This window comes from Verrucosispora sp. WMMD1129 (genome assembly GCF_029581255.1).
GTDB lineage: Bacteria > Actinomycetota > Actinomycetes > Mycobacteriales > Micromonosporaceae > Micromonospora > Micromonospora sediminimaris.
In genome coordinates this window covers 4,643,958-4,664,744 of sequence record NZ_CP120741.1, presented here as the reverse complement: position 1 = coordinate 4,664,744, position 20,787 = coordinate 4,643,958, and the positions used below count along the sequence as shown (strand labels likewise).

The window sequence follows — 20,787 nt, the reverse complement described above, 5'->3', positions numbered from 1 at the left end:
CTCGCGCTCACAGCTTCTCCTCGGGAAGGTAGGTCAGGGTGGCCCGGTCGGCGGCGGCGAGCGTGTCGGCCGCCACCTCGGCGATCTCCTCGGCGGTCACCGCGAGCCAGGCCGGTAACCGCTCGGACACCGTGGCCGGGTCACCGAACTGGGTGGTGTACCGGCTCAGCGCGTCCGCCCGACCGTCCACCGTGGACATCTGCCGCCACCACGCGGTGGTCAGCAATGCCTTGGCGCGGTCCAGTTCGGCGGCGGTGACCGGCACGGTCACCAGTTCGTCGACCACCTCGGCGAGCCCGGCGGCCAACCGCTCACCGCTGACCCCCGGGCGGGCGGTCGCGGTGGCGATCAGCGGTGCCGGGGCGTGCGCCAGGTCCACCCCGTACGCCCCGACCAGATCGGGCTGGGCGATCCGTTCACCGTCGGCGAGCCGCTGGTAGAGCCGACTGCCCCGACCGCTGCCGAGCACGGTGGCCAGCACCGTCACCACGTCGTACCCGGGGCTGCCGAACGGGTGGGTGCGATGCGCGACGTACACGCGGGGCGCCGGCACCTCGGTGACCACCGTCTCCTCGGCGGGCACTCCGGTGGCCGGCACGACCCGGCCGTCGGGCGCCGGAGGGATGTCCGGCCGGGGCGGGATCCCGCCGAAGTACCGCTCGGCCAGGCTGACGACCTCGTCGACTGTGGTGTCACCGACCACGGTGAGCACGGCGTTGTTCGGCGCGTAGTACGTCCGGTGGAACGCCTGGAAGGTGGCCAGGTCGGCGGCGTTCAGATCGGCCATCGACCCGATGGTGGCGTGATGATACGGGTGACCCGGCGGATAGAGCAGCGGCAGCAGCCGCAGCCAGGCGTCCCCGTACGGCACGTTCTCGTAGCGCTGCCGCCGCTCGTTCTTGACCACGTCCCGCTGGTTGTCCAGCGTCTCCTGGGTCAGCGCCGGCACCAGCCCGCCCATCCGGTCGGCCTCCAACCAGAGCGCCAACTCAAGGTGCTCCGCCGGGACCGTCTCGAAGTAGTTGGTGCGGTCCGGGTTGGTGGTGGCGTTGAGTGAGCCGCCGGCCCCCTGGACCAGCTTCATGTGCTCGGTCTTCGCAACGTGCGTGGAGCCCTCGAACATCAGGTGCTCGAAGAGATGGGCGAAGCCGGTCTGACCGGCCGGCTCGTGCCGGGAACCCACGTCGTACCAGAGGTTGACCGCGACCGCCGGGGCGGTGCGGTCCTCGCTGACCACCACGCGCAGGCCATTGTCCAGTCGGGTCGTCGAGATCGGCCAGGGGTAACCGCTGTCGGGCATGGCACCGACGCTATCCGATCTTTCGCCCGGGCAGGCCACGGGACACCCACCGGCGAGCCGCGCCGACGGGCGGGCCCGTGCCGCGACGACCGCACGTCAGGCGGCAGTGCCGGAAGACGGCATCGACGGTACGGCCCTGGGTATGCGGAAGGCATGCCGACGATTACCTGGCCGCAGCCCGCCGCCATCGCCGAACGAGCGGCCCGGGCCCTGGCCCGGCTGCGCCGGGGACGGATGCTGCACCCGGCCGGCCGGTCCTTCGCCGGCGAGGTGCTGGTCTGGGGTACGGCCGGCCCGCCGACCGGCGTCCGACTGCTCGACCGGCCCGGTCACTACCCGGCCACCGTCCGCCTCTCCAAGGGAACGCCCACCCCGGACGCCTGGCCCGACGTGCTCGGCCTGGCGGTGCGGATACACCACCAGGCCGGAAGACCGTTCGATCTGCTGGTCAGCTCCAGCGCCGCCGCGCCGGTGCTGCGACACCTGCCCCTGCCCCGACGTCGGTTCACCGGCACGTACAGCTCGGTCATGTCGTACCGGGCCGGCCGGCGGCGGCTCTGGTTGGCCGCGCTGGCCGACCCGGAATCACCCGACCTGGGCCACGACCTGTCCGGCCTGTCCACCGCGGTGGCGGCCGGCCGGCCCGGGCTGGTCCTCGCCGTCGCCTCCGCCGTCGGACCGTGGCGGCCGTTCGGGCAGGTCACCATCGGCGATCAGCTCGGCGCGCGGGAGGACGCCGCGCTGGCCTTCGACCCGGTGGGCAACCTCCCGGAGGAACTGCGGTTGACCGGGCCCCTGGCCTGGCTGCGCCAGCACACCTACCGAGGATCCCGTCGAGGGCGTGGCGCCAGCGCTCAGTCCGGCGGTTCGACGGGGTTGACGGTCTGATCCGACGTACGCCGCTCCAGCACCGTGTCGGGGGCGGCGTTCTGGTCGGCTTCCCGGGCGTCGGACTCGGTCAGGATCGCGTCGGCCTGGGCATGCGCGTCGTCGCTGCCGGCCGCTGCCTCTTCCGGTAGCAGGTGGGCGCGGGACTCTACCCGCTCCTGGTCGCTTCGCTCGTCAGTCATGCCGCTCCTCATACCCCGCCCCCGTCTCCCGCACTCGGGGGCGGGCAGGGCTCCTCCTCAACGACGAAGGCGCCCTGCCACGACGCCAAGCTGGGCTCAGCGGAACGGGCCACGCACCTCGTAGGTGATGCCGCCGGATGAGGAGCCGGAGGTGCCGCGCTGCGACGAGAAGTAGAACCGGGTGCCGTCCGGCGAGAAGGCCGGCCCACAGATCTCCGAGGAGGACTGCCCGGTGATCCGCAGGAACGGCGCGACCACCCCGGCGGGAGTGATGACGTTGATCTCCATGTTGCCGCCGTCCTCGGCCACGTAGAGGTCACCCGAGCCGGCACCGGTGATGTTGTCCACCCCGGTCAGCGGCGCGGCGCCGGAGACCAGCGAGTCGTCGTACGCCAGATCGATTCGCTGGTTGACCGCGTCGTACGCCCAGACCCGGTTGTCGCCCTTGGTGGTGAACCAGCAGGTGCCGTCGTCGTACCAGCAGCCCTCGCCACCGTTGAACCGCTTGGCACCGGAGACCTGGCTGCGGGTCAGCGTCGGCGACCCGTCCGGGTCCGGCACTCGCGCCCAGGTCACCGGGCCGCTGGTGGCGCTCCCCGCGACCAACACCTCCAGGGTGCCGGCGGCAAGATTGCCCCAACTGTTCGGTCGGAACCGGTAGAAGCAGCCGTTGCTCTCGTCCTCGGTCAGGTAGATCACCCGACGGTCCGGGTCGCAGGCGGCGGCCTCGTGCTTGAACCGTCCCATCGCCGCCCGCCGCACCGCGGCGGTGCCGCCCTGCGGGTACGTCTCGTAGACGTATCCGCGGCTGACCTCCTCGCAGGAGAGCCAGGTGCCCCACGGGGTGGCGCCACCGGCACAGTTCTGGTTGGTGTTGGAGAGGATCCGGTACGCCGACGCGATGCTGCCGTCGGCGTTGAAGCGCACCGCCGAGGCGCCACCGCCCGGGGTGATCTCGGAGTTCGAGACGTAGATCCAGCCGGTGCCGGCGACGAAGCAGGCACCGCCGTCGGGGGCGTCGTGCCAGGTGTACGACGTCCCGGAGACGGTCTGGCGGGACCGGGCGATCACCCGGCTGGTGAATCCGGTGGGCAGCTGGATGCCGTTGCCGTCGGCGGTCCGGAGCGAGCCGTAGGGGCTGGGGCCGGGCTGAGCGGGTGCGGCCACGGCGGCGCCCGCCCACAGGCTGCCGGAGAAGGCGGCGGCGCCACCGGCGACGGTGGCGCGCAGGACGGTACGACGATCCATGGATGACCTCCGGGTGATCCGCGTTGGGTGGCGCTGGAGTTACCGGGAGTTTCATCGGTGCCGATGAACGCGAGGCGAGGCTTTGTCGACGAGAGGATGAGCGCTCGGGCGCGGTCGGGTACGCTTACCGCCGTGACGCGCTCGTATCGATGGTTTAGCCAGCCGGCTCGCAGGCCGGTGACTTCACCATGATCTGACGTCACCGTTGTCGAGCCGGCCGGGCAGGAGCTTTCGTTCCTGCCCTTTCGCGTACGAGCAGCCGGCTCGACCCGGGCACCGGCCCCGGGTGCGGTCGGCGGAAGGATGCCCACCGTGACGACCCCGGAGAACCACCGGGTCATCGACCAGCGGATCGACCGTGTCGTACCGCTGACCACCCCAGCTCTGCTGCTGCACGAACTGCCCCTGGACGACGACCTGACGGCGGCCGTGCTGTCCGGCCGCCGGGCGGTCGGTCAGGTGCTCGACCGCACCGACGACCGGCTGCTGGTGGTGGTCGGGCCCTGCTCGGTGCACGATCCTGCCGCCGCCCTCGACTACGCGCAGCGGCTGCGCGCGGCGGCCGAGCGGGTCGATGAGGACCTGCTCGTCGTGATGCGGGTCTACTTCGAGAAGCCGCGTTCAACGGTTGGCTGGAAGGGGCTGATCAACGATCCGGGGCTGGACGGTTCCGGGGACGTCAACACGGGTCTGCGTCGAGCTCGGGCGCTGCTGCTCGACGTGCTGCGTCTCGGCCTGCCGGTGGGTTGCGAGTTCCTCGACCCGATCACCCCGCAGTACATCGCGGACACCGTCGCGTGGGGGGCGATCGGGGCGCGCACCGTGGAGAGCCAGGTGCACCGTCAGCTTGCCTCCGGGCTGTCCATGCCGATCGGCATGAAGAACCGTCCGGACGGCAGCATCGGCACCGCGGTCGACGCGATCCGGGCCGCCGGCGTACCGCACGTCTTCCCCGGCATCGACGTCTCCGGCACCCCGGCGATCATGCACACCCGGGGCAACGCCGACGGCCACCTGGTGTTGCGGGGTGGCGGCGGCCGGCCGAACTACGACGCCGCGTCCGTGGCCGGTGCGCTGGACCTGCTGCGCGCCGCAGGGCTGCCGGAACGGCTGGTGGTGGACGCCAGCCACGCCAACAGCGGCAAGGACCACCGTAACCAGCCCGTGGTTGCCGCCGACGTGGCCGCACAGATCGCCGCCGGTCAGCGAGGCATCGTGGGGATCATGCTGGAGAGCTTCCTGGTACCGGGTCGACAGGACCTCGACCCCACCCGCGAACTCACCTACGGCCAGTCGGTCACCGACGCCTGCATCGGCTGGGACACCACCGACGAGGTGCTCGCCGAACTGGCCGCCGCCGTCCGCGCCCGCCGCGCCACTACCTCCCTCCCCACCCCCGCCTAACCGCCCCCCGCCCCCGCCGACCCGTGTTGATCATGAGGTTAGCGACTGTGTTCGATCTCCACGGTGCCGCCAACCTCATGATCAACGCGGATGGGTGGGTGGGGGGTGGGGTGTTTTGGTGGGGTGGGGGCGGGTAGCTCAGGTGGGTGACCGATGACGTGCCCGTGACCGAGGCGCCCACCACGCAGGCTCGGCTGCCCGACAGCATCCTGGCCGACGTGCCCGTGGTCGACACCGCCGCGCTCGATCCGCCCACCACCGACCTGCCCGGCACGGCTGCCGCAGTCGGGGACGAGGTGGAGACCGAGGAGGTGGACACCCGTCCGCTCGACGAACTGCTCGACGACCTCTACCACGGTCAGGAGCGAATCAGTCAGGTGGACATCTACCGCCGCGCGGTCGCCGCGGAGCTGCCGGCGCAGCTGCTGTCCCGGCTCAACGCGTTGCCACAGGGCGAGTACGCGGTCGACGAGGTGACCGACCTGCTGGGTGGCTCGGCGGGCTGATCAGCCGGCCGGGACCGGCGACGAGGAGAGGAACACGATGACGCAGCGCGAGGAAGATCAGCACCCCCATCCGCCCGCGCTCGGCCAGCCGCCGGAGGGGACGGACACCCTGCCGGAACCCGACTTCGCCAACGAGCACGACCGCACCGCCGTCGACCGGGACATCATCACCGGCGCGGACGAGGACGAGCGGGAGCCGGAGTCGCCGCGCGGCTGGTCCGGAATGCAGCGCTGAATCGCGGTTCTGCCGCTGGTTGACGCCCGCGAGGTAGGCCAGGCAGGCAGCCCCAGGTCACCTGCCGTGCCGCCGGCATCCGGTCAGACAGCAGCAACGACGCGGCCGACCCGTCTCCCGGGTCGGCCGCGTCGTACGTACCGTCAATCCTTCTCGTCGCCACCCTCGGCCGCCTGCTGGGCCACCGCGTAGCCCATCTGCAGGAAGTCGGAGGCGGCCACCGCGGTCAGTGCCGTGGCGACGAGCCGGGTCAGTCGCGGCGCGAGCACCAGCCCGCCGGTGAGACCGGTGGCCACCCAGACGGCCAGGCAGAACGGGCAACTGAGCAGTTCCCCGATCGCATGGCGGGTGGAGCTGCCAGAGTCGCGTACCTGCTCCATCACCTCGCCGCTGCCGATCGGCCGGTCGTAGCGGGTGAAGGGGGCCCGCAACGGACTGGTCACCGCATCCTTGGACAGCAATCGGCTGAGCTTGTGGGTGGCGATGGCGAGCAGCACCACGTCCGACGTGGCGGGTCGCTCGGGCACGCTCCGCCCGGTCACCTTCACCAGGCCGGCGATCGCGCCGGTCACCCCGGCGTAGGTGCCCATCGCCGCCAGGTAGCCACCGAGCGGGCGGTGCTCGTGCGGCGCATACGCCTGGCGCAACCGCGCCACCTTCTGCTTCAAGTCGCTCACCCGGCCTCCTCTTCGGGTCACGCTACGATCCGCCGCAGTCCGGCGGGGGGTTCGATCGAGTCAGCCGGCCTGCAGGTTGTCCGCCACCTCGCGGGCAAGGCTGTTCAGCGCCTCGTCGGCGAGCCGGTCGACGTCCCCGCCACCGCCACCGAGTTCCAGCCGGAGCCGGGAACCACCAGCGTCGACCGGCTCCACCTGTAGCTCGGCCGACCAGTCGGCGCCACGGGCCGTCCAGCGCGCCCGCAGTTGCCCGGCGTCGCCCTCCCGGGCCGGTTCACTCGACAGCAGCGGCTCCGGCAACCACGAGGAGATCCGGTCGGGGTCGGTGGCCGTGTTGAAGACGACCTCCGGGGGCGCGGACACCCCCCGTTCCGCGTACGCCATCACGCGTCCCGCAGCCGGCTCGGGTCGACCTCGCGCCCCGGGTGGCGAGCGAGGTACTCGGTCTCCAACTCGGCGGTACGCCGCAGGTGGTTGGCGAGCGCCGAGTCGGTGGCGTGGCGCAGCGTGTCCAGACGGGTGCGGTGCAGGCTCTGCATCTCCCGAATGAGATCCGCCTCGCCCAGCTCGGCGGGATCGATGCCGAGCATGTCGGCCTCGGGCGCGGGGGCCGGTGTCCGGTCGTCGCCCCACTCGGGAATCCGCTGCTCGGGGCTCACCTCCGTACCGCCGGCGGGAAATCCGTCCTGTCGTCCCGATGCCGTCATCTCGCCCCCTCGTCCGTCCTGGGCTGGCGTCTGTACGGTTGCCCGCCTCGGGTGTCGCCAAACCACGACGCACTACGACACCGCGTCGGAGAAGGCGGCCGGTTTCGGTACCCTCGTGGCATGAAGCGGCTCTGGACCCCGGCGTGGATCGCGCGCCACGTGGCCATGGTCGTGCTGGTGACCACCTTTCTCGGTCTCGGTTGGTGGCAGGTCAGCCGGGCCGCCGCGGGCAACGCCATCAGCTGGGGTTACGCGGTGGAGTGGCCGATCTTCGCGGGCTTCGTGGTCTTCGTCTGGTGGCGCGAGGTACGCCATGCGCTGCGCACGGGACCGCCGACCGGGGACACGGTCGCGTCGGCGTCCGTCGGCCAGCCGGGCGAAGCCGTCGGGCCCGACGATGTGACCGCTCCCGACGCGATCGACGCCGAGCAGCCACGGACGGGGATCCGACGTCCGGTGCGGGTTGCCCGGGTCCCCGCCGGTCCCGGCGAGGACGACGCCGACCTGGCCGCCTACAACCGCTACCTGTCATGGTTGAACGCCAATCCGGGCGCGAAGCCCGGTGACTATCCCGGCTGAGCCGGGCCCGGAAGGACGGACGAGAAGTGCGCGCTGCCCTCACCCGCTACCGCGTGATCGCCTGGGTCGTCGGCGTGGTGCTGATCCTGCTGGTCGTGATCGGCATGCCGCTGAAGTACGGCTTCGACAACCCGGTCGTGGTGGAGACCGTGGGCCAGGCACACGGCTTCCTCTACATGGTTTACCTGGTCGCCGCGTTCGACCTGTCCCGCCGGGCCGACTGGCCACTCAAGCGCATGGTCCTGGTGATGCTGGCCGGCACCGTGCCGTTCGTCTCCTTCTGGGCGGAGCGGCGGGTGAGCGCGCTGGTCACCGCCGAGCAGCGGGAGCGGGAACAGGCGCAGGCGCCCGAGCCGATCGCCGGTTAGCGACCCGCCCTCACCGTCGCGGTCGCCACGGGTCGGCACCGGCCAGCGGGTCCTCCCACCCGCCGTAGCTGTTCATCTCACGGGCTCGACGCAGTGCCCGGCTCACCTGGCCGAACTGCTGCTCGTCGTCGCTGCTGAACAGCAGTTCGTCGGTACCGGCCCGGCGGCCCCACAGCTCGTACGCCGGTGGCCGCCAGCGGTCGCCCGCCGCCGCGAGCAGCACCGGCACCAGGAACACGGCACCGAGCAGCAGGTACGCCCCGGCGGTGAGTCGTTGCAGCCCTCCGGTGAACCCCAGCAGCAGTCCCACCCCGCCGATCACCACCGTCGAGACCAGCACGGCCCGGGTCGCCGCCCGGTCGTGCGGCCCCCGGGTGCTGTGCAGATGGGTCAGCTCGGCGACGCGCCAGGTGCTGCGGCCGACCGTGAACCGGTCGACCGTGACGATGATCCCGGGCCGGGCGTAGAGCAACGTCGGCCCGGCGCCGGCGCCTCGGGGTGTTCGTGGCGTCCGCGTTGTCGCGCCATCAGGATTCACGCCCCCTCCTCCCACGGCTGGTGGCACCGGGTTGGCCTCCGTCGGCCCTGCACATCGACGCCGGTTGGCGGGAATCCCGGTCGCGCGATTCATTGTGGGCCGTGCGCGCCACTCCGGCTGCGACGTTTCCGATGGTCAGAGGCTTGCGACCAACCGCCGTCGCCGGAAAGAGACCACCAAGTCCGGCTTGTCGGTCAAAACGTCCCGGCATCCGACGTCATATGCCGGGAGCGACCAGTCCGACATGTCGCCGATAACCTGCTTGACGCTGATTGCCACTGCGTGTTCCGCCACAGCACTCCCAGTGGTCCCGGCTTTCTCTGCGGATGACTCCCGTCCCGTACTAGGTTGGGCAGGTCGGCTCGGCCGGCCGCTGTCCACCAGGACGGCACCGGGCCGTCGCCGTCGCGGAGCCTCAGCCGCCCGCGCCGGCACCGGGAGAGGAGCATTCGGGCTCTTGTCGTCCCTGACGCACACGCCGCGCGCCCTGACGGTCGCCGCTCTCGCACTGGCGCTGCTCGTGCCGGCGACGGTGGCCCGGGCCGAACCTTCCCCCGCCGAACTGACCCGGCGGATCGAGAAGGCCTCCGTCGAGCTGGAACGTGTGGTGGAGGCCCACAACGAGCTGCGGGAGAAGATCAAGGAGAACCGGTCCGCGGTGGAGCGGTTGCAGGACCGGATCGGCCCGCTGGAGCAGCAGGCCGAACAGAGCCGGGCGGACGTCGGCGAGTTGGCGGTGACCGCGTACAAGACCGGCAACCTCGGCACCGTCGACGCGTTGCTGCACGGCGGTGACTCGACCTCCGTACTGGACCGGCTCGGCACGCTTGACCACCTGACCCGGCAACGGCAGGCCACCATCGCCAGCTACACCGCCGACCAGCGGCGACTGCTCGACGAGAAGACCCGGCTGGACGTCACGCTCAGCCGTCAGGCGGCGCAGTCGCGCGAGTTGTCGTCGGCGAAGAAACGGATCGAGCGCGATCTCGCCAAGCTCTACGAGATGCGCCGGGAGGCGTACGGCCGGGCAACCGAACGACCGGCGAACCGAGCCAGCAACGCCCAGGACGCGCCGGCCGTCTCCGGCAAGGCCGGCGTCGCCGTCCGGTACGCCTACGGCGCGCTGGGCAAGCCGTACGGCTGGGGCCAGGACGGGCCGGGCAGCTACGACTGCTCCGGGCTGACCTCGGCCGCCTGGCGGGCGGCAGGCCGATCCCTGCCGCACAACACCCGAATGCAGTGGGGCGTGGTGGCCCACATCAGTCGCGGCGAGTTGCGCCCCGGCGACCTCGTCTTCTACCGCAGCCTCGGCCACGTGGCCATCTACGTGGGCGACGGGCAGGTCATCCACGCACCGACCTTCGGCCGCAACGTGGAGAAGCGACCCGTGGATCTGATGTCACCGTACGGTTACGGTCGGGTGCGTTGAGCCACCGGTCGTGAGGTGCCGTTGTCGGCGGCGTCCGACAACGAAGAACGGCGAACGGCCGGCGTCCCGATAGACGCCGGCCGTTCGCCGTTGTTGTCGCCTGCTCAGGCCGCTTGCAGGCCCTCCGCTCGGGCCAGCTCGCGGAGCCGGCCGAGCGCCTGGATCTCCAACTGCCGGATCCGTTCCCGGGACAGGGAGAACCGCGAAGCCACCTCGGTCAGCGAGTGCTCCCGGCCGTCCTCCAGCCCGTACCGGGCCCGCATGATGCCGGCCGAACGGTCATCCAGGTGGTTGAGCAGCCCTTCGATCCGCTGCCGCTCCAACCCGGTGAGCACGATCTCCTCCGGGGAGGGTGCGTCGCTGTCGGCGACCAGGTCACCGAGGTTGGTGTCGCCGTCGTCGCCGACGGGCGTGTCCAGCGACACGGTGTCCTGCGACCAGCGGACCAGTTCGTTGACCCGCTCGACGGTCACCCCCAGCGCCGCCGCGATCTGCTCCGGCTCCGGGTCGCCGCCCAGCTCACGGGTGAGCTGCCGGGCCACGTTACGCATCCGGTTGACGTCCTCCACCAGGTGCACCGGCAGCCGCACGGTGCGCTCCTGCTGGGCGATCGCCCGGCTGATCGCCTGGCGGATCCACCACGTCGCATAGGTCGAGAACTTGTAGCCACGCTCGTAGTCGAACTTCTCGACCGCCCGGACCAGACCGGTGTTGCCCTCCTGGATGAGGTCCAACATGGGCATGCCGGAGCGGACGTAACGTCGGGCGATCGACACGACCAGTCGCAGGTTGGCCCGGATGAACAGGTCCTTGGCCCGCTCCCCGTCGGCGATCAGCCGTTCCAGTTCCTCCCGGGTCGCCCCGTCGGGGACGCGGTCCTCGCCCAGCAGGTGCTCGGCGTACAGGCCGGCCTCGATGGCCTTGGAGAGGTCGACCTCCTTGGCGGCGTCCAGCAGCGGCGTCCGGGAGATCTCGTGCAGGTAGACTCCGACCAGGTCGCGTTCCTCGGCGACCTCGTCAGTTCGCATTCCGATGTTCTTGTCCACGGTGCCCACGGTCCCCTCGCTCGCGCCGGTTGCCCGGTTCCTTGCCATCCCCACGCCCATCAGCCCTCCCCCGTAACCTCCGCTGTGCCCATCGGTGCTGACATCTACACAACAGATGAGACGTGTCGGGGATTCCATGTCGTGGGTCGAAAGTGTCACGAATGCCTGATAATCAGCTGAGAGCAGCGTCCACGTTTGCTGTCAGCACCCTGCCTGGCTGTCGTCGGCAGGAACCCCGTGAGGTCGACGGATCGACGGATCACCGTCCGTTCCGGTCCATGGCAGCACTGCCCGGCCGATAGGCACAGCGACCCGGGTCACCAGCGTGCTGCGATCCTGGTCACTGCCTGATACGCGTACGTGGACCGCTCGGTTCATCCACGCCGGTGGTAATACCCCACGCCCTGATGAACAATCCGCGCCCCGGTCCTATGCCCGCCGCGGCCAGGGCTCCGGCCGGCTGTCGCGTTCCTGACCCAGCGCCGCGTTCGTGGCAACCGGGTGGCGAGTGGCCGGGCGCGCCATGAGGGCCGTCGAGAGGCCGTTCCGGACGATCGTCCGGCCGGTGCCTCCTTGGGTGGCGATCCCGTGCCGCGCCGGCTTCAGCCGTCACGCCCGCTTCCGGCCGGAGTCCTCCGGGTGGGTCTCACGGTCCGCCGATCGGGCATCGCACTAACCTCAGGTCATGGCGAATCGCAGTGTGTTGGTCACCGGGGCCACGGGCGGACTGGGCACGGCGGTCAGCGCCGCGTTCGTGGCGGCCGGGTGGCGAGTGGTCGCGCCCCAACGCCGGCAACCGGACCCGCTGCGCGGACCTGAGGCCAACGCTCCCGTCCGGATGGTCGCGGACCTGACCGACCCGCAGGACGTCGCCCGGGTGGCCGAGGTGGCGGCCGGAGATCCCGAGGCACCGCTACGCGCCGTGGTCAACCTCGTCGGCGGTTACGCCAGCGGCGGTCTGGTGCACGAGACGCCGGTCGAGGACTTCGAACGGATGCTCACCCTCAACCTCCGCCCGACCCATCTGGTCACCCGGGCCGCGCTGCCCCACCTGATCGCCGCCGGTGGTGGCGCGGTCGTCTGCGTGGCTGCCCGGGCGGCGGTCGCGCCCTTCCCGGGAGTCGGCGGCTACGTCACCGCGAAGGCCGCCGTGCTCGGCTTCGCCGCCGCGGTGGCGGTGGAGTACAAGGCGGCCGGAGTCCGCTGCAACACGGTGCTGCCCAGCGTCATCGACACCCCGACCAACCGCGGCGCGATGCCGGACGCCGATCACAGCCGATGGGTGGACCCGGCCGAGATCGCCTCGGTGATCCGCTTCCTCGCGTCGGACGAGTCGGCGCCCACCAGCGGTGCCGCCGTACCCGTCTACGGACGGGCTTGAAGCGGCACCAGTTCCGTCACCGGTGCCGCGACGTCGGTCGGCTCGCCTCCGGCTGCCAGCCAGGCGTTCAGGTGCCCACGGATCTCCCGGGCGATCTCCTCGGCCGGGAGATCCGCGTTGACCGGCACGAACGTCGGATACTCCGGCAGCGTGCGGTAGGCCAGGTCAGCGGCGGCCAGGAAGCCGAGGCTCTCGTGGTCGGTGCCCCTGCGCTCGATCCGCCGGTACGCCTCGATCGGCTCGACGGTCAGCAGGAACGTCACCTGCGGTCGGGGGAAGAGTCGGTAGGCGGCCCGGACCAGCCGCTCCCAGCGGTGCCCGTCATGAGCCCGCAGGCTGGCGTACTGGCAGGCGGCATAGCGGTCCATCACCGCGACCCGTCCGCTGAACAAGCCACCGACAAGCGTCATCGCGATGGCCAACCAGCGCAGCACGGACTCCGCCAAAAGCATTCCGTCCCGGCCGAGGAGGCTCTGGGCATCCGGCCGACCGAGTCGGTGCGCCGCCCGGCCGAGCCAGCGCCGTCCACCCGCGTTGCGGTGATAGGTGGCCGGTAAGCCGGCTGCGGTGAGTGACTCGGCGAGCCGATACGCCTGGGTGGTCTTGCCCGAGCCGTCGATGCCGATCAGGGCCACGGTGCGAAGCCGGCCCCGGGCACAGCGGACTCCCGTCGTAGCGGGCGCTCCCATCGATCTGGCCACCCTGGAAAGGTTATCCGACGAGCGCACGAGGGTGCACCATAGATCCGGTTTGAACCCCTTTCGTCCCCTTGCGCGCGCGGCGCAGGTGTGGACGACCGGAATGCCGGGTACCGATCGGAGATCCCACCGGTGGCACCCCCGACGAATCGACGGGAGAGGCGAGATGGCCGAGCGCGACGACGAGACTCTCCTACACACCCTCAAGAAGGTCGCCGCCGTGCTCAAACAGTCCGAGATCCCGTTCGCTCTCGGCGGCAGCTTCGCCGTCTACGCGCACGGCGGGCACTCCAGCGAGCACGACGTCGACTTCCTCATCCGCGAGTCCGACGTCGAAGCCGCGTTGGAGGCGCTGGGGCAGGCCGGTTTCACCGCCGAGCGGCCCCCGGAGGACTGGCTGGTCAAGGTCTACGACGGCGGTCGGATGGTGGACCTGATCCACCGCCCGGTCGAGACGCCGGTGACCGAGGAGACCTTCACCGACACGGTCGTACGGCCGGTGGACGCCATCCACATGCCCGTGCTGTCGGCCACCCAACTGATGGTGCACAAGCTGCTCAGCTTCTCCCAGCACTACTGCGATTTCGCTCGGGGGCTGCCGCTGGCCCGCTCGCTGCGTGAGCAGATCGACTGGGAACGGGTACGCAAGGAGACGCAGCACTCGCCGTACGCGGAGTCGTTCCTGGTGCTGCTGGACAGGCTGGACGTCGTGCCGCTCTCCGGCACGGCCGACGGGAAGGGGAGAACGTGACCGCGCACCTCGACTCCGGCGCCGGTCCGCCCGACGAGTACGTCGAGGCGGAGATCCACCGGCTGCTCACCGAAGATCCGGCCGTTGCCGAACAGGGAATCACCGTGGTCCGCACCGAACGCGCTCTCGTGCTGCACGGCGAGGTCGAGAGCGCGCACCGGCGGGAGGAGATCCTGCGCCGGGTGGCCGATCGCTTCCCGGACGTTCCGATCAGCAGTGACATCGGGGTGATCCGCGCGCAGGCGCCCACGGAGATCGAGCAACTGCCCTGAGGGAGGTTCGATGGTTATCCGGATCGCCGCCGTGGGCGACGTGCATCTGGACGAGGACGTGGTCGGCCGATTTCGGCCGGCCCTGGAACAACTGCCGGGCAGCGTCGACGCGCTGCTGCTCGCCGGCGACCTGACCCGGCACGGCACCGAGGCCGAGGCCCGCTGCGTGGCCCAGGAGTTCGGTGGTCTGGGTGTACCGGTGATCGCCGTACTGGGCAACCACGATCATCAGTGCGACCAGGTGCCCCAGGTGGTGGGGACGCTGGAGGAGGCGGGCATCACCGTGCTGGAGGGCGACGGGGTGGTGCTGGACTGCCCGGGTGGCCGCCTCGGCGTCGCCGGGGTGAAGGGCTTCGGTGGCGGTTTCGCCGGCCGGTGCGCCAGCGACTTCGGCGAGCCGGAGATGAAGGCGTTCGTACGCACCACTACCGAGAGCGCCGACCGGTTGAGTGAGGCGTTGCGCTCGCTGGACTGTGACGTGCTGGTGGCACTCACCCACTACGCCCCGGTGCCGGACACCCTGGCCGGAGAGCCGCTGGAGATCTACCCGTTTCTCGGCTGCTACCAGCTGGGGCAGGCCGTCGACGCCGCGCCGACCGCACTCGCCCTGCACGGGCACGCCCACCACGGCTCCGAACGCGGCACGACCCCGGGCGGGGTACGCGTACGCAACGTGGCCCATCCAGTGATCAAGCAGGCATACAGCGTCTTCCAGCTGGGCGATCACCTTGATCAGAGTGAGGTTTCCGGAGTCGCCGCCGGGGGTATTCAGCAACCATGGAGCTGATTCTCTGGATTCTCGCAGTCGTACTGGTGGTCGCCGGAATTCTCGCGCTGTTCCGCCGGCAGATCCTCTGGGGCATCGTCCTCATCGTTGTCGGGCTGCTCGTCGGCCCGGGTGGGGTCAGCATCTTCAATTGACCTGGCGGCGCAGGGCGCCGCTCACCGGACCCGCCGGGGTCGTCGCGCCCGGTACTCCGTCCTCCCGACAGGAGTTACCGGACGCGGAGACCCCGGCGTGCTTGTCGTCAGCCGGTCGGGGGACCGCGCCCCCGCGCTGCGGCCGGCCCAGGCGGGCCGTTCGAAACGGTACGGGCAGCTACGCCCGGCAGGTTTGCCGCCGCCACTCAGCGGAGAACCACCTACCATGCGGACGAGTGCGGAACAGACCCGACGGAACGGCGCCGGCAAGTGGTGGGCGCTCGCCGGTTTCGCGGTGGCCGTGCTGGCCGCTGCCGTGATCGGCAACCTGGCCGCGTCGGGCGCCGCCGACCAGTACGCGAACCTCGACCGGCCCGCGTGGTCGCCGCCGTCCTGGCTCTTCGGCCCGGTCTGGACCGTCCTCTACGTGACGATCGCGGTCGCCGCCTGGCTGGTCTGGCGCCGGGTGGGCTTCGGTGCGGCCCTCGGCGCGTGGGCGGTCCAACTCGTCCTCAACGCCGCCTGGACGCCGCTTTTCTTCGCCGGCGACCGGTATGGGCTGGCGTTCGCCGAAATCGTCCTGCTGTGGCTGGCGATCGGTGTGACCGTCCTGCTGTTCGCCCGGGCGAACCGGGTGGCGGCGGTACTGCTGCTGCCCTACTGGGCGTGGGTGACCTTCGCTGCGGCCCTCAACTACTCGATCTGGCAGCTGAACGGCTGACCGACCCTGGTCCGACGGCGGGCCAGCGACGGCGGGGACAGCGCCGGCAGCGCCGGCCCGGCAGTGGTGCTCCGCTGCCCGCCAGCCAACCTCCGCCGAAGAGAATTTCCACCGCCCCGGTCCATCAGCGGGAGGATCCGCTGATAGACAGGGCTCTTTCCCGCAGATGGGCGCGGATCCTTGGCCTCTCGCCAGGTTTCCGGATTGTTACTCGCTCGTGTCCCTCCAGGGGTGGACCCCAGGGAGATGCAAGCGCTTACATGTGAAAACGCCCATCGGACCGGCGCCAGGTCAACCGGACGCGATCCCGGCCGGCGCCGGACAGGAAGGAGGACGGCATGGCGGTCTCTGCCAGGCCACGCCAGGCCCTCGCGATCGTTGGCGCGATCGGACTGGCACTCAGCGCCACCGCTTGCGGCACCGGAAGCAGCAGCAACGGCGGCAGCAGCAACGCCGATTCCGCGGAGTGCGCCCCGTACGAGGACTACCAGGGCCACGAAGGCAAGACGGTCAACATCTACTCGTCGATCCGAGACATCGAGGCCGACCGCCTGGCGGAGTCCTGGAAGCAGTTCGAGGACTGCACCGGCATCACGATCAATCACGAGGGAAGCGGCGAGTTCGAGGCTCAGCTCCCCGTACGGGTCGACGGCGGCAACGCCCCCGACCTGGCCTTCATCCCCCAGCCCGGCCTGCTCGCCCGGTTCGCCGAGCGCAACCAGCTGAAACCGGCCAGCGCCGAGACCAAGGCGATGGCCGAGCAGAACTACTCGCCGGACTGGCTGAAGTACAGCACCGTCAACGGCACCTTCTACGGCGCGCCGCTCGGGTCGAACGTGAAGTCGTTCGTCTGGTACTCGCCGAAGATGTTCCAGGAGAACGGCTGGACCGTCCCGACCACCTGGGACCAGATGATCCAGCTCAGCGACACGATCGCCCAGAGCGACGTCAAGCCGTGGTGCGCCGGCATCGAGTCCGGTGACGCCACCGGCTGGCCGGCCACCGACTGGATCGAAGACGTGATGCTGCGGACGCAGACCCCCGAGGTCTACGACCAGTGGACCACGCACGAGATCCCCTTCAACGACCCGCGGGTCGCGGAGGCGCTGGACCGGGCCGGCACGATCCTGAAGAACGACAAGTACGTCAACGGTGGCTTCGGTGGGGTGCGCAGCATCGCCACCACCTCCTTCCAGGAGGCGGGCGTGCCGATCACGCAGGGCAAGTGCGCGCTGCACCGGCAGGCCTCCTTCTACGCCAACCAGTGGCCTGAGGGCACCCGGGTGGCCGAGGACGGCGACGTCTTCGCCTTCTACTTCCCGGCCATCGACCCGGCCAAGGGCAAGCCGGTGCTGGGCGGCGGCGAGTTCGTGACGGCCTTCGCCGACCGTCCCGAGGTGCAGGCGGTGCAGACGTACCTCGCCTCCGGCGAGTACGCCAACAGCCGCGCGAAGATCGGCGACTGGGTGTCCGCGAACAACAAGGTCGACCTGGCCAACGTCGCCAACCCGATCGACAAGCTGTCGGTGGAGATCCTCCAGGACGACAGCACGGTCTTCCGGTTCGACGGTTCCGACCTGATGCCCGCCGCCGTCGGCGCCGGGACCTTCTGGAAGGGCATGGTCGATTGGATCAACGGCGGGAACACCGCCAGCGTCCTGCAGGGTATCGAGAGCAGCTGGAAGTAATTCCGGTGGTGGGCCGGTCCGCGTTCGCGGGCCGGCCCACCGGCTCTACCGAGGACCCGGGGAGGGTTGATGGACTTCGACTTTGCCGAGCAGGCACCCAAACTGATGATGCTGCTGTGGGGGTTGGTCGCCTTCGCGGTGGTGGTGGGCGGCCTGCTGGTGCTGCTCGACGCGGTGCCGGCCGTCTTCGCGCGGCGACGCGAGGCGCGATTCGTGGCCGCCTCCGCCAGCGGAGCACCGCTGCCTCAGGGGCGGCCCAGATCCCGTGAAGGGCTGTTCGCCACGTTCTTCCTGTTGCCGACGGTGGTGCTGCTGCTGATCGGCCTGGTCGTACCGGCGCTGCGGACCACCCTGCTGTCCTTCATGGACGGCGGCAGCCAGAACTTCGTGGGCCTGGACAACTACCGCTGGATGTTCGCCGACGACTCGATCGTCCGGGTGCTGCTCAACACCCTGGTCTGGGTGACCCTGGTTCCGCTTGTCGCCACCTCGATCGGCCTGATCTACGCGGTGCTTGTCGACAAGGCCCGGCTGGAGGCGGTGGCCAAGTCGCTGATCTTCATGCCGATGGCGATCTCGTTCGTCGGCGCCAGCATCATCTGGAAGTTCGTGTACGCCTTCCGGAGCGAGGAACAGGAACAGATCGGTCTGCTCAACCAGATCGTGGTCAGCCTCGGCGGCGAACCCCGACAGTGGCTGCTCGACTCGCCGCTGAACACGCTGCTGCTGATCGTGATCATGGTGTGGATCCAGGCCGGTTTCGCGATGGTGGTGCTGTCTGCGGCGATCAAGGCGATCCCGGCCGACATCGTCGAGGCCGCCCGCCTCGACGGGGTGAGCCCGTGGCAGATGTTCTGGCAGATCACCCTGCCGAGCATCCGGCCGGCGCTGATCGTGGTGGTGGTCACCATCTCGATCGCCACGCTGAAGGTCTTCGACATCGTCCGCACCTCGACCAACGGCAACTACGACACCAGCGTGATCGCCAACGAGATGTACAACCAGGCGTTCCGGTACGGCCAGAACGGGCAGGGTTCCGCGCTCGCGGTCTTCCTCTTCGTCCTGGTGATCCCCATCGTGATCTTCCAGATCCGCAACCTGCGTCAGCAGCGACGGGAGGGCTGAGATGACCACCACCACTCCCCCGGTCGCCGCCGGAGCACAGGAGACCAGCGGCCGGCCGACCCGTGCGGCGCGGGTACGCAAGCGGCTGAACACCCACACCGCGACGATGGTCGCCATCGTCATCGCGGTCGTCTGGACCATCCCCACCTTCGGTCTGCTGGTCTCCTCGTTCCGGCCGGAGAACCAGATCAAGACCACCGGCTGGTGGACGTTCTTCCGCGATCCGGAGTTCACCCTCCAGAACTACCAGGAGGTGCTGTTCGGGCAGTCCGCCTCGTCCGGGCAGCTCGCCAGCTACTTCGTCAACTCGTTGGTGATCACCCTGCCGGCGGTGCTGTTCCCGCTCGCCTTCGCGGCCCTGGCCGCGTACGCGCTGGCCTGGATCAACTTCCGGGGCCGGGACTGGGTGTACATCGCCATCTTCGCGCTTCAGATCGTGCCGCTGCAGATGGCCCTGGTGCCGCTGCTGAGCTTCTTCTCGCGCGGAGTCAGCCTGGGCGGCATCACCCTGATGCCCGCCTGGAACCTCGACGGCGCACAGAACTTCGCCCAGGTGTGGTTCGCGCACACCTGCTTCGCGCTGCCGTTCGCCGTGTACCTGCTGCACAACTTCATCTCGCAACTACCGAAGGATCTGATGGAGGCGGCCCGGGTCGACGGGGCCACCCACCCGAAGATCTTCCGCACCATCGTGCTGCCCCTGGTTGCCCCGGCGTTGGCCGCGTTCGGCATCTTCCAGTTCCTCTGGGTCTGGAACGACCTGCTGGTCGGGCTCATCTTCGCCGGTGGCAGCGACGTCACCGCGCCACTCACGGTTCGCCTCGCCGAACTGGCCGGTACCCGGGGCAACGAGTGGCAACGGTTGACCGCCGGAGCGTTCGTCTCGATCGTCGTACCGCTGATCGTGTTCCTGTCCTTGCAGCGCTACTTCGTTCGTGGGCTGCTCGCCGGCAGCGTCAAGGGTTGATCCGCCGTGGTGCCGCCGCCCGCGGGCGGCGGCACCAGGCGGGACGTGAGCGGGGTGTCACGTGACGAGGATCGACGACGTCGCCCGGCTGGCCGGCGTCTCCACGGCCACCGTCTCCCGGGCGCTGCGCGGGCTGCCCACTGTGTCGGCGGCGACCCGCAGCCGGGTGCTCGCCGCCGCCGAGCAGCTGCAGTACGCCGTGTCACCCAGTGCCTCGCGACTGGCCGGCGGCCGGACCGGCACCGTGGCGGTGGTGGTTCCCCGGATCACCCGGTGGTTCTTCGGCGTGGTCGTCGAGGCGGCGGAGGACTTCTTCCACCGGGCCGGATACGACCTGCTGCTGCACAACCTGGGTGGGCGGGAGCAGAATCGGCAACGCGTCCTGCACGCCACCCACCTGCACAAGCGGGTGGATGCGATCATGCTGGTCGCGACTCCGCTACGGGCCACCGACGTGACCGCGCTGGCGGCACTGGACCTGCCCGGCGTCACCATCAGCTCCGGTACCACAGTGCCCGGCTGGCCCTGCGTACGCATCGACGACGTGGCGGCGGCGCGGACCGCCACCCGGCATCTGCTCGATCTCGGGCATCGGCGGATCGCGCACATCTCCGGTGATCCCGACGACGAACTCGCCTTCAGCGCCCACCTGGATCGACGCCGGGGGCATCAGGAGGCGTTGCGCGCGGCCGGGTTGCAGCCGGACCCGAGCCTCGACGTGGAATCCAGTTTCGACATCGCCGGTGGCACCCGGGCCACCGAGGAACTCCTCCGCCGAGGCGACCCGCCGACGGCCATCTTCGCCGCCTGCGACGAGATGGCGATGGGTGCGCTGACCGCGCTGCGCGACGCCGGCCTGCGGGTTCCCCAGGACGTCAGCGTGATCGGCATCGACGACCACGCCCTCTCCGGGGTACTCGGGTTGAGCACCATCGCCCAACCGGCGGTGGAGCAGGGTCGGCTGGCCGCGCAGTTGCTGCTCGACCCGCTCTGCGGACGGGCCGGCGACGCCAACATGATCAAACAGGATTCGTCGGTGATCCTGAACACTCGGCTGGTCGTGCGTGATTCGACCGCGCCCGTCCGGGCACACTGAACGGCAGCCAGCACGCCGTCCGGCCGGCCGGTCTGGACGGCTCGACCCATGGGAGTACGC

Annotated in this window: 26 protein-coding genes; 17 read left to right on the top strand and 9 right to left on the bottom strand. The window is 70.3% G+C overall.

Annotated elements, in window-relative coordinates; genetic code table 11:
* Nucleotides 1-7: 7 nt before the first annotated feature.
* Nucleotides 8-1,300, bottom strand: coding sequence for a pitrilysin family protein (locus tag O7624_RS21720; RefSeq protein WP_282237060.1), 1,293 nt, complete (start codon nt 1,298-1,300; stop codon nt 8-10).
* A gap of 153 nt (nt 1,301-1,453) precedes the next feature.
* Between O7624_RS21720 and O7624_RS21715 the strand changes: the two genes are divergently transcribed.
* A complete protein-coding gene (locus O7624_RS21715; protein ID WP_282237059.1) occupies nt 1,454-2,188 on the top strand; it encodes a phosphodiesterase in 735 nt (244 codons plus the stop codon).
* Here O7624_RS21715 and O7624_RS21710 read toward each other — a convergent pair.
* Together O7624_RS21710 and O7624_RS21705 are read right to left on the bottom strand one after the other, a co-directional pair.
* Nucleotides 2,155-2,370, bottom strand: a complete 216-nt coding sequence (locus O7624_RS21710; protein ID WP_282237058.1) for a hypothetical protein — start codon at nt 2,368-2,370, stop codon at nt 2,155-2,157. The two genes, O7624_RS21715 and O7624_RS21710, sit on opposite strands and share 34 nt — an antisense overlap.
* Before the next feature lie 96 nt (nt 2,371-2,466).
* Complete coding sequence (locus tag O7624_RS21705; RefSeq protein ID WP_282237057.1) at nt 2,467-3,618, bottom strand: alkaline phosphatase PhoX; 1,152 nt, start codon at nt 3,616-3,618, stop codon at nt 2,467-2,469.
* Between the two features lie 303 nt (nt 3,619-3,921).
* On the opposite strand from O7624_RS21705, the gene O7624_RS21700 reads away from it, so the two are divergent.
* From O7624_RS21700 to O7624_RS21690, 3 genes are all read left to right on the top strand, one after another.
* Nucleotides 3,922-5,022 carry a 3-deoxy-7-phosphoheptulonate synthase gene (locus tag O7624_RS21700; RefSeq protein WP_093410502.1) on the top strand — a complete coding sequence of 367 codons (1,101 nt, stop codon included), beginning with the start codon at nt 3,922-3,924 and terminating at the stop codon, nt 5,020-5,022.
* A gap of 296 nt (nt 5,023-5,318) precedes the next feature.
* Nucleotides 5,319-5,528: a hypothetical protein gene (locus O7624_RS21695; protein ID WP_093410661.1), complete on the top strand. Its 210-nt coding sequence runs from the start codon at nt 5,319-5,321 to the stop codon at nt 5,526-5,528.
* 37 nt (nt 5,529-5,565) lie between these two features.
* On the top strand, nt 5,566-5,763 hold the full coding sequence (locus O7624_RS21690) for a hypothetical protein (RefSeq protein WP_093410663.1): 198 nt from the start codon (nt 5,566-5,568) through the stop codon (nt 5,761-5,763).
* Nucleotides 5,764-5,906: 143 nt separating this feature from the next.
* On the opposite strand, the gene O7624_RS21685 is transcribed toward O7624_RS21690, so the two are convergent.
* Genes O7624_RS21685 through O7624_RS21675 form a run of 3 tightly spaced genes read right to left on the bottom strand, consistent with a single transcriptional unit; the run spans nt 5,907 to nt 7,147 of the window.
* Entirely contained in the window at nt 5,907-6,440 is a 534-nt protein-coding gene (locus O7624_RS21685; RefSeq protein ID WP_093410504.1) for a DUF1360 domain-containing protein, read from the bottom strand.
* Between the two features lie 60 nt (nt 6,441-6,500).
* Nucleotides 6,501-6,824, bottom strand: a complete 324-nt coding sequence (locus tag O7624_RS21680; protein WP_093410506.1) for an SRPBCC family protein — start codon at nt 6,822-6,824, stop codon at nt 6,501-6,503.
* Nucleotides 6,824-7,147 carry a DUF6158 family protein gene (locus O7624_RS21675; RefSeq protein ID WP_282237056.1) on the bottom strand — a complete coding sequence of 108 codons (324 nt, stop codon included), beginning with the start codon at nt 7,145-7,147 and terminating at the stop codon, nt 6,824-6,826. Before O7624_RS21675 ends, O7624_RS21680 begins: the two co-directional genes overlap by 1 nt.
* Nucleotides 7,148-7,267: 120 nt before the next feature.
* On the opposite strand from O7624_RS21675, the gene O7624_RS21670 reads away from it, so the two are divergent.
* Together O7624_RS21670 and O7624_RS21665 are read left to right on the top strand one after the other, a co-directional pair.
* The gene (locus tag O7624_RS21670) at nt 7,268-7,726 is read left to right on the top strand and encodes a hypothetical protein (protein ID WP_282237055.1); all 459 of its coding nucleotides are present in this window, start codon (nt 7,268-7,270) and stop codon (nt 7,724-7,726) included.
* A gap of 26 nt (nt 7,727-7,752) precedes the next feature.
* Nucleotides 7,753-8,094: a DUF3817 domain-containing protein gene (locus tag O7624_RS21665; protein WP_282237054.1), complete on the top strand. Its 342-nt coding sequence runs from the start codon at nt 7,753-7,755 to the stop codon at nt 8,092-8,094.
* 10 nt (nt 8,095-8,104) lie between these two features.
* Here O7624_RS21665 and O7624_RS21660 read toward each other — a convergent pair whose 3' ends face one another.
* Complete coding sequence (locus O7624_RS21660; protein WP_282237053.1) at nt 8,105-8,632, bottom strand: DUF6232 family protein; 528 nt, start codon at nt 8,630-8,632, stop codon at nt 8,105-8,107.
* A 457-nt stretch (nt 8,633-9,089) separates the two neighbouring features.
* Here O7624_RS21660 and O7624_RS21655 point away from each other — a divergent pair, with 457 nt between their 5' ends.
* On the top strand, nt 9,090-10,061 hold the full coding sequence (locus tag O7624_RS21655) for a C40 family peptidase (protein WP_282237052.1): 972 nt from the start codon (nt 9,090-9,092) through the stop codon (nt 10,059-10,061).
* Between the two features lie 104 nt (nt 10,062-10,165).
* Here O7624_RS21655 and O7624_RS21650 read toward each other — a convergent pair whose 3' ends face one another.
* Nucleotides 10,166-11,155 carry a sigma-70 family RNA polymerase sigma factor gene (locus O7624_RS21650; protein ID WP_204010848.1) on the bottom strand — a complete coding sequence of 330 codons (990 nt, stop codon included), beginning with the start codon at nt 11,153-11,155 and terminating at the stop codon, nt 10,166-10,168.
* Nucleotides 11,156-11,792: 637 nt separating this feature from the next.
* On the opposite strand from O7624_RS21650, the gene O7624_RS21645 reads away from it, so the two are divergent.
* Complete coding sequence (locus O7624_RS21645) at nt 11,793-12,488, top strand: SDR family NAD(P)-dependent oxidoreductase (protein ID WP_282237051.1); 696 nt, start codon at nt 11,793-11,795, stop codon at nt 12,486-12,488.
* Here O7624_RS21645 and O7624_RS21640 read toward each other — a convergent pair.
* Nucleotides 12,473-13,177: a thymidylate kinase gene (locus tag O7624_RS21640; protein WP_282237050.1), complete on the bottom strand. Its 705-nt coding sequence runs from the start codon at nt 13,175-13,177 to the stop codon at nt 12,473-12,475. The genes O7624_RS21645 and O7624_RS21640 overlap by 16 nt on opposite strands.
* Between O7624_RS21640 and O7624_RS21635 the strand changes: the two genes are divergently transcribed.
* The 9 genes from O7624_RS21635 (at nt 13,107) to O7624_RS21595 (ending at nt 20,727) form a co-directional block, all read left to right on the top strand.
* Nucleotides 13,107-13,937, top strand: coding sequence for a nucleotidyltransferase family protein (locus tag O7624_RS21635; protein WP_348774959.1), 831 nt, complete (start codon nt 13,107-13,109; stop codon nt 13,935-13,937). The genes O7624_RS21640 and O7624_RS21635 overlap by 71 nt on opposite strands.
* Nucleotides 13,934-14,209 carry a hypothetical protein gene (locus O7624_RS21630; RefSeq protein WP_093410528.1) on the top strand — a complete coding sequence of 92 codons (276 nt, stop codon included), beginning with the start codon at nt 13,934-13,936 and terminating at the stop codon, nt 14,207-14,209. Before O7624_RS21635 ends, O7624_RS21630 begins: the two co-directional genes overlap by 4 nt.
* Before the next feature lie 10 nt (nt 14,210-14,219).
* Entirely contained in the window at nt 14,220-14,996 is a 777-nt protein-coding gene (locus tag O7624_RS21625) for a metallophosphoesterase (RefSeq protein ID WP_093410530.1), read from the top strand.
* Nucleotides 14,987-15,130, top strand: a complete 144-nt coding sequence (locus O7624_RS21620; protein WP_007464364.1) for a GPGG-motif small membrane protein — start codon at nt 14,987-14,989, stop codon at nt 15,128-15,130. Before O7624_RS21625 ends, O7624_RS21620 begins: the two co-directional genes overlap by 10 nt.
* Nucleotides 15,131-15,356: 226 nt before the next feature.
* Entirely contained in the window at nt 15,357-15,851 is a 495-nt protein-coding gene (locus O7624_RS21615; protein ID WP_282237049.1) for a TspO/MBR family protein, read from the top strand.
* Between the two features lie 338 nt (nt 15,852-16,189).
* A complete protein-coding gene (locus tag O7624_RS21610; protein ID WP_093410534.1) occupies nt 16,190-17,539 on the top strand; it encodes an ABC transporter substrate-binding protein in 1,350 nt (449 codons plus the stop codon).
* Nucleotides 17,540-17,608: 69 nt separating this feature from the next.
* Nucleotides 17,609-18,664, top strand: coding sequence for a sugar ABC transporter permease (locus O7624_RS21605; RefSeq protein WP_282237048.1), 1,056 nt, complete (start codon nt 17,609-17,611; stop codon nt 18,662-18,664).
* Nucleotide 18,665: 1 nt separating this feature from the next.
* Nucleotides 18,666-19,631, top strand: coding sequence for a carbohydrate ABC transporter permease (locus tag O7624_RS21600; RefSeq protein WP_093410538.1), 966 nt, complete (start codon nt 18,666-18,668; stop codon nt 19,629-19,631).
* 61 nt (nt 19,632-19,692) lie between these two features.
* Nucleotides 19,693-20,727 carry a LacI family DNA-binding transcriptional regulator gene (locus O7624_RS21595; RefSeq protein WP_282237047.1) on the top strand — a complete coding sequence of 345 codons (1,035 nt, stop codon included), beginning with the start codon at nt 19,693-19,695 and terminating at the stop codon, nt 20,725-20,727.
* Nucleotides 20,728-20,787: the final 60 nt, after the last annotated feature.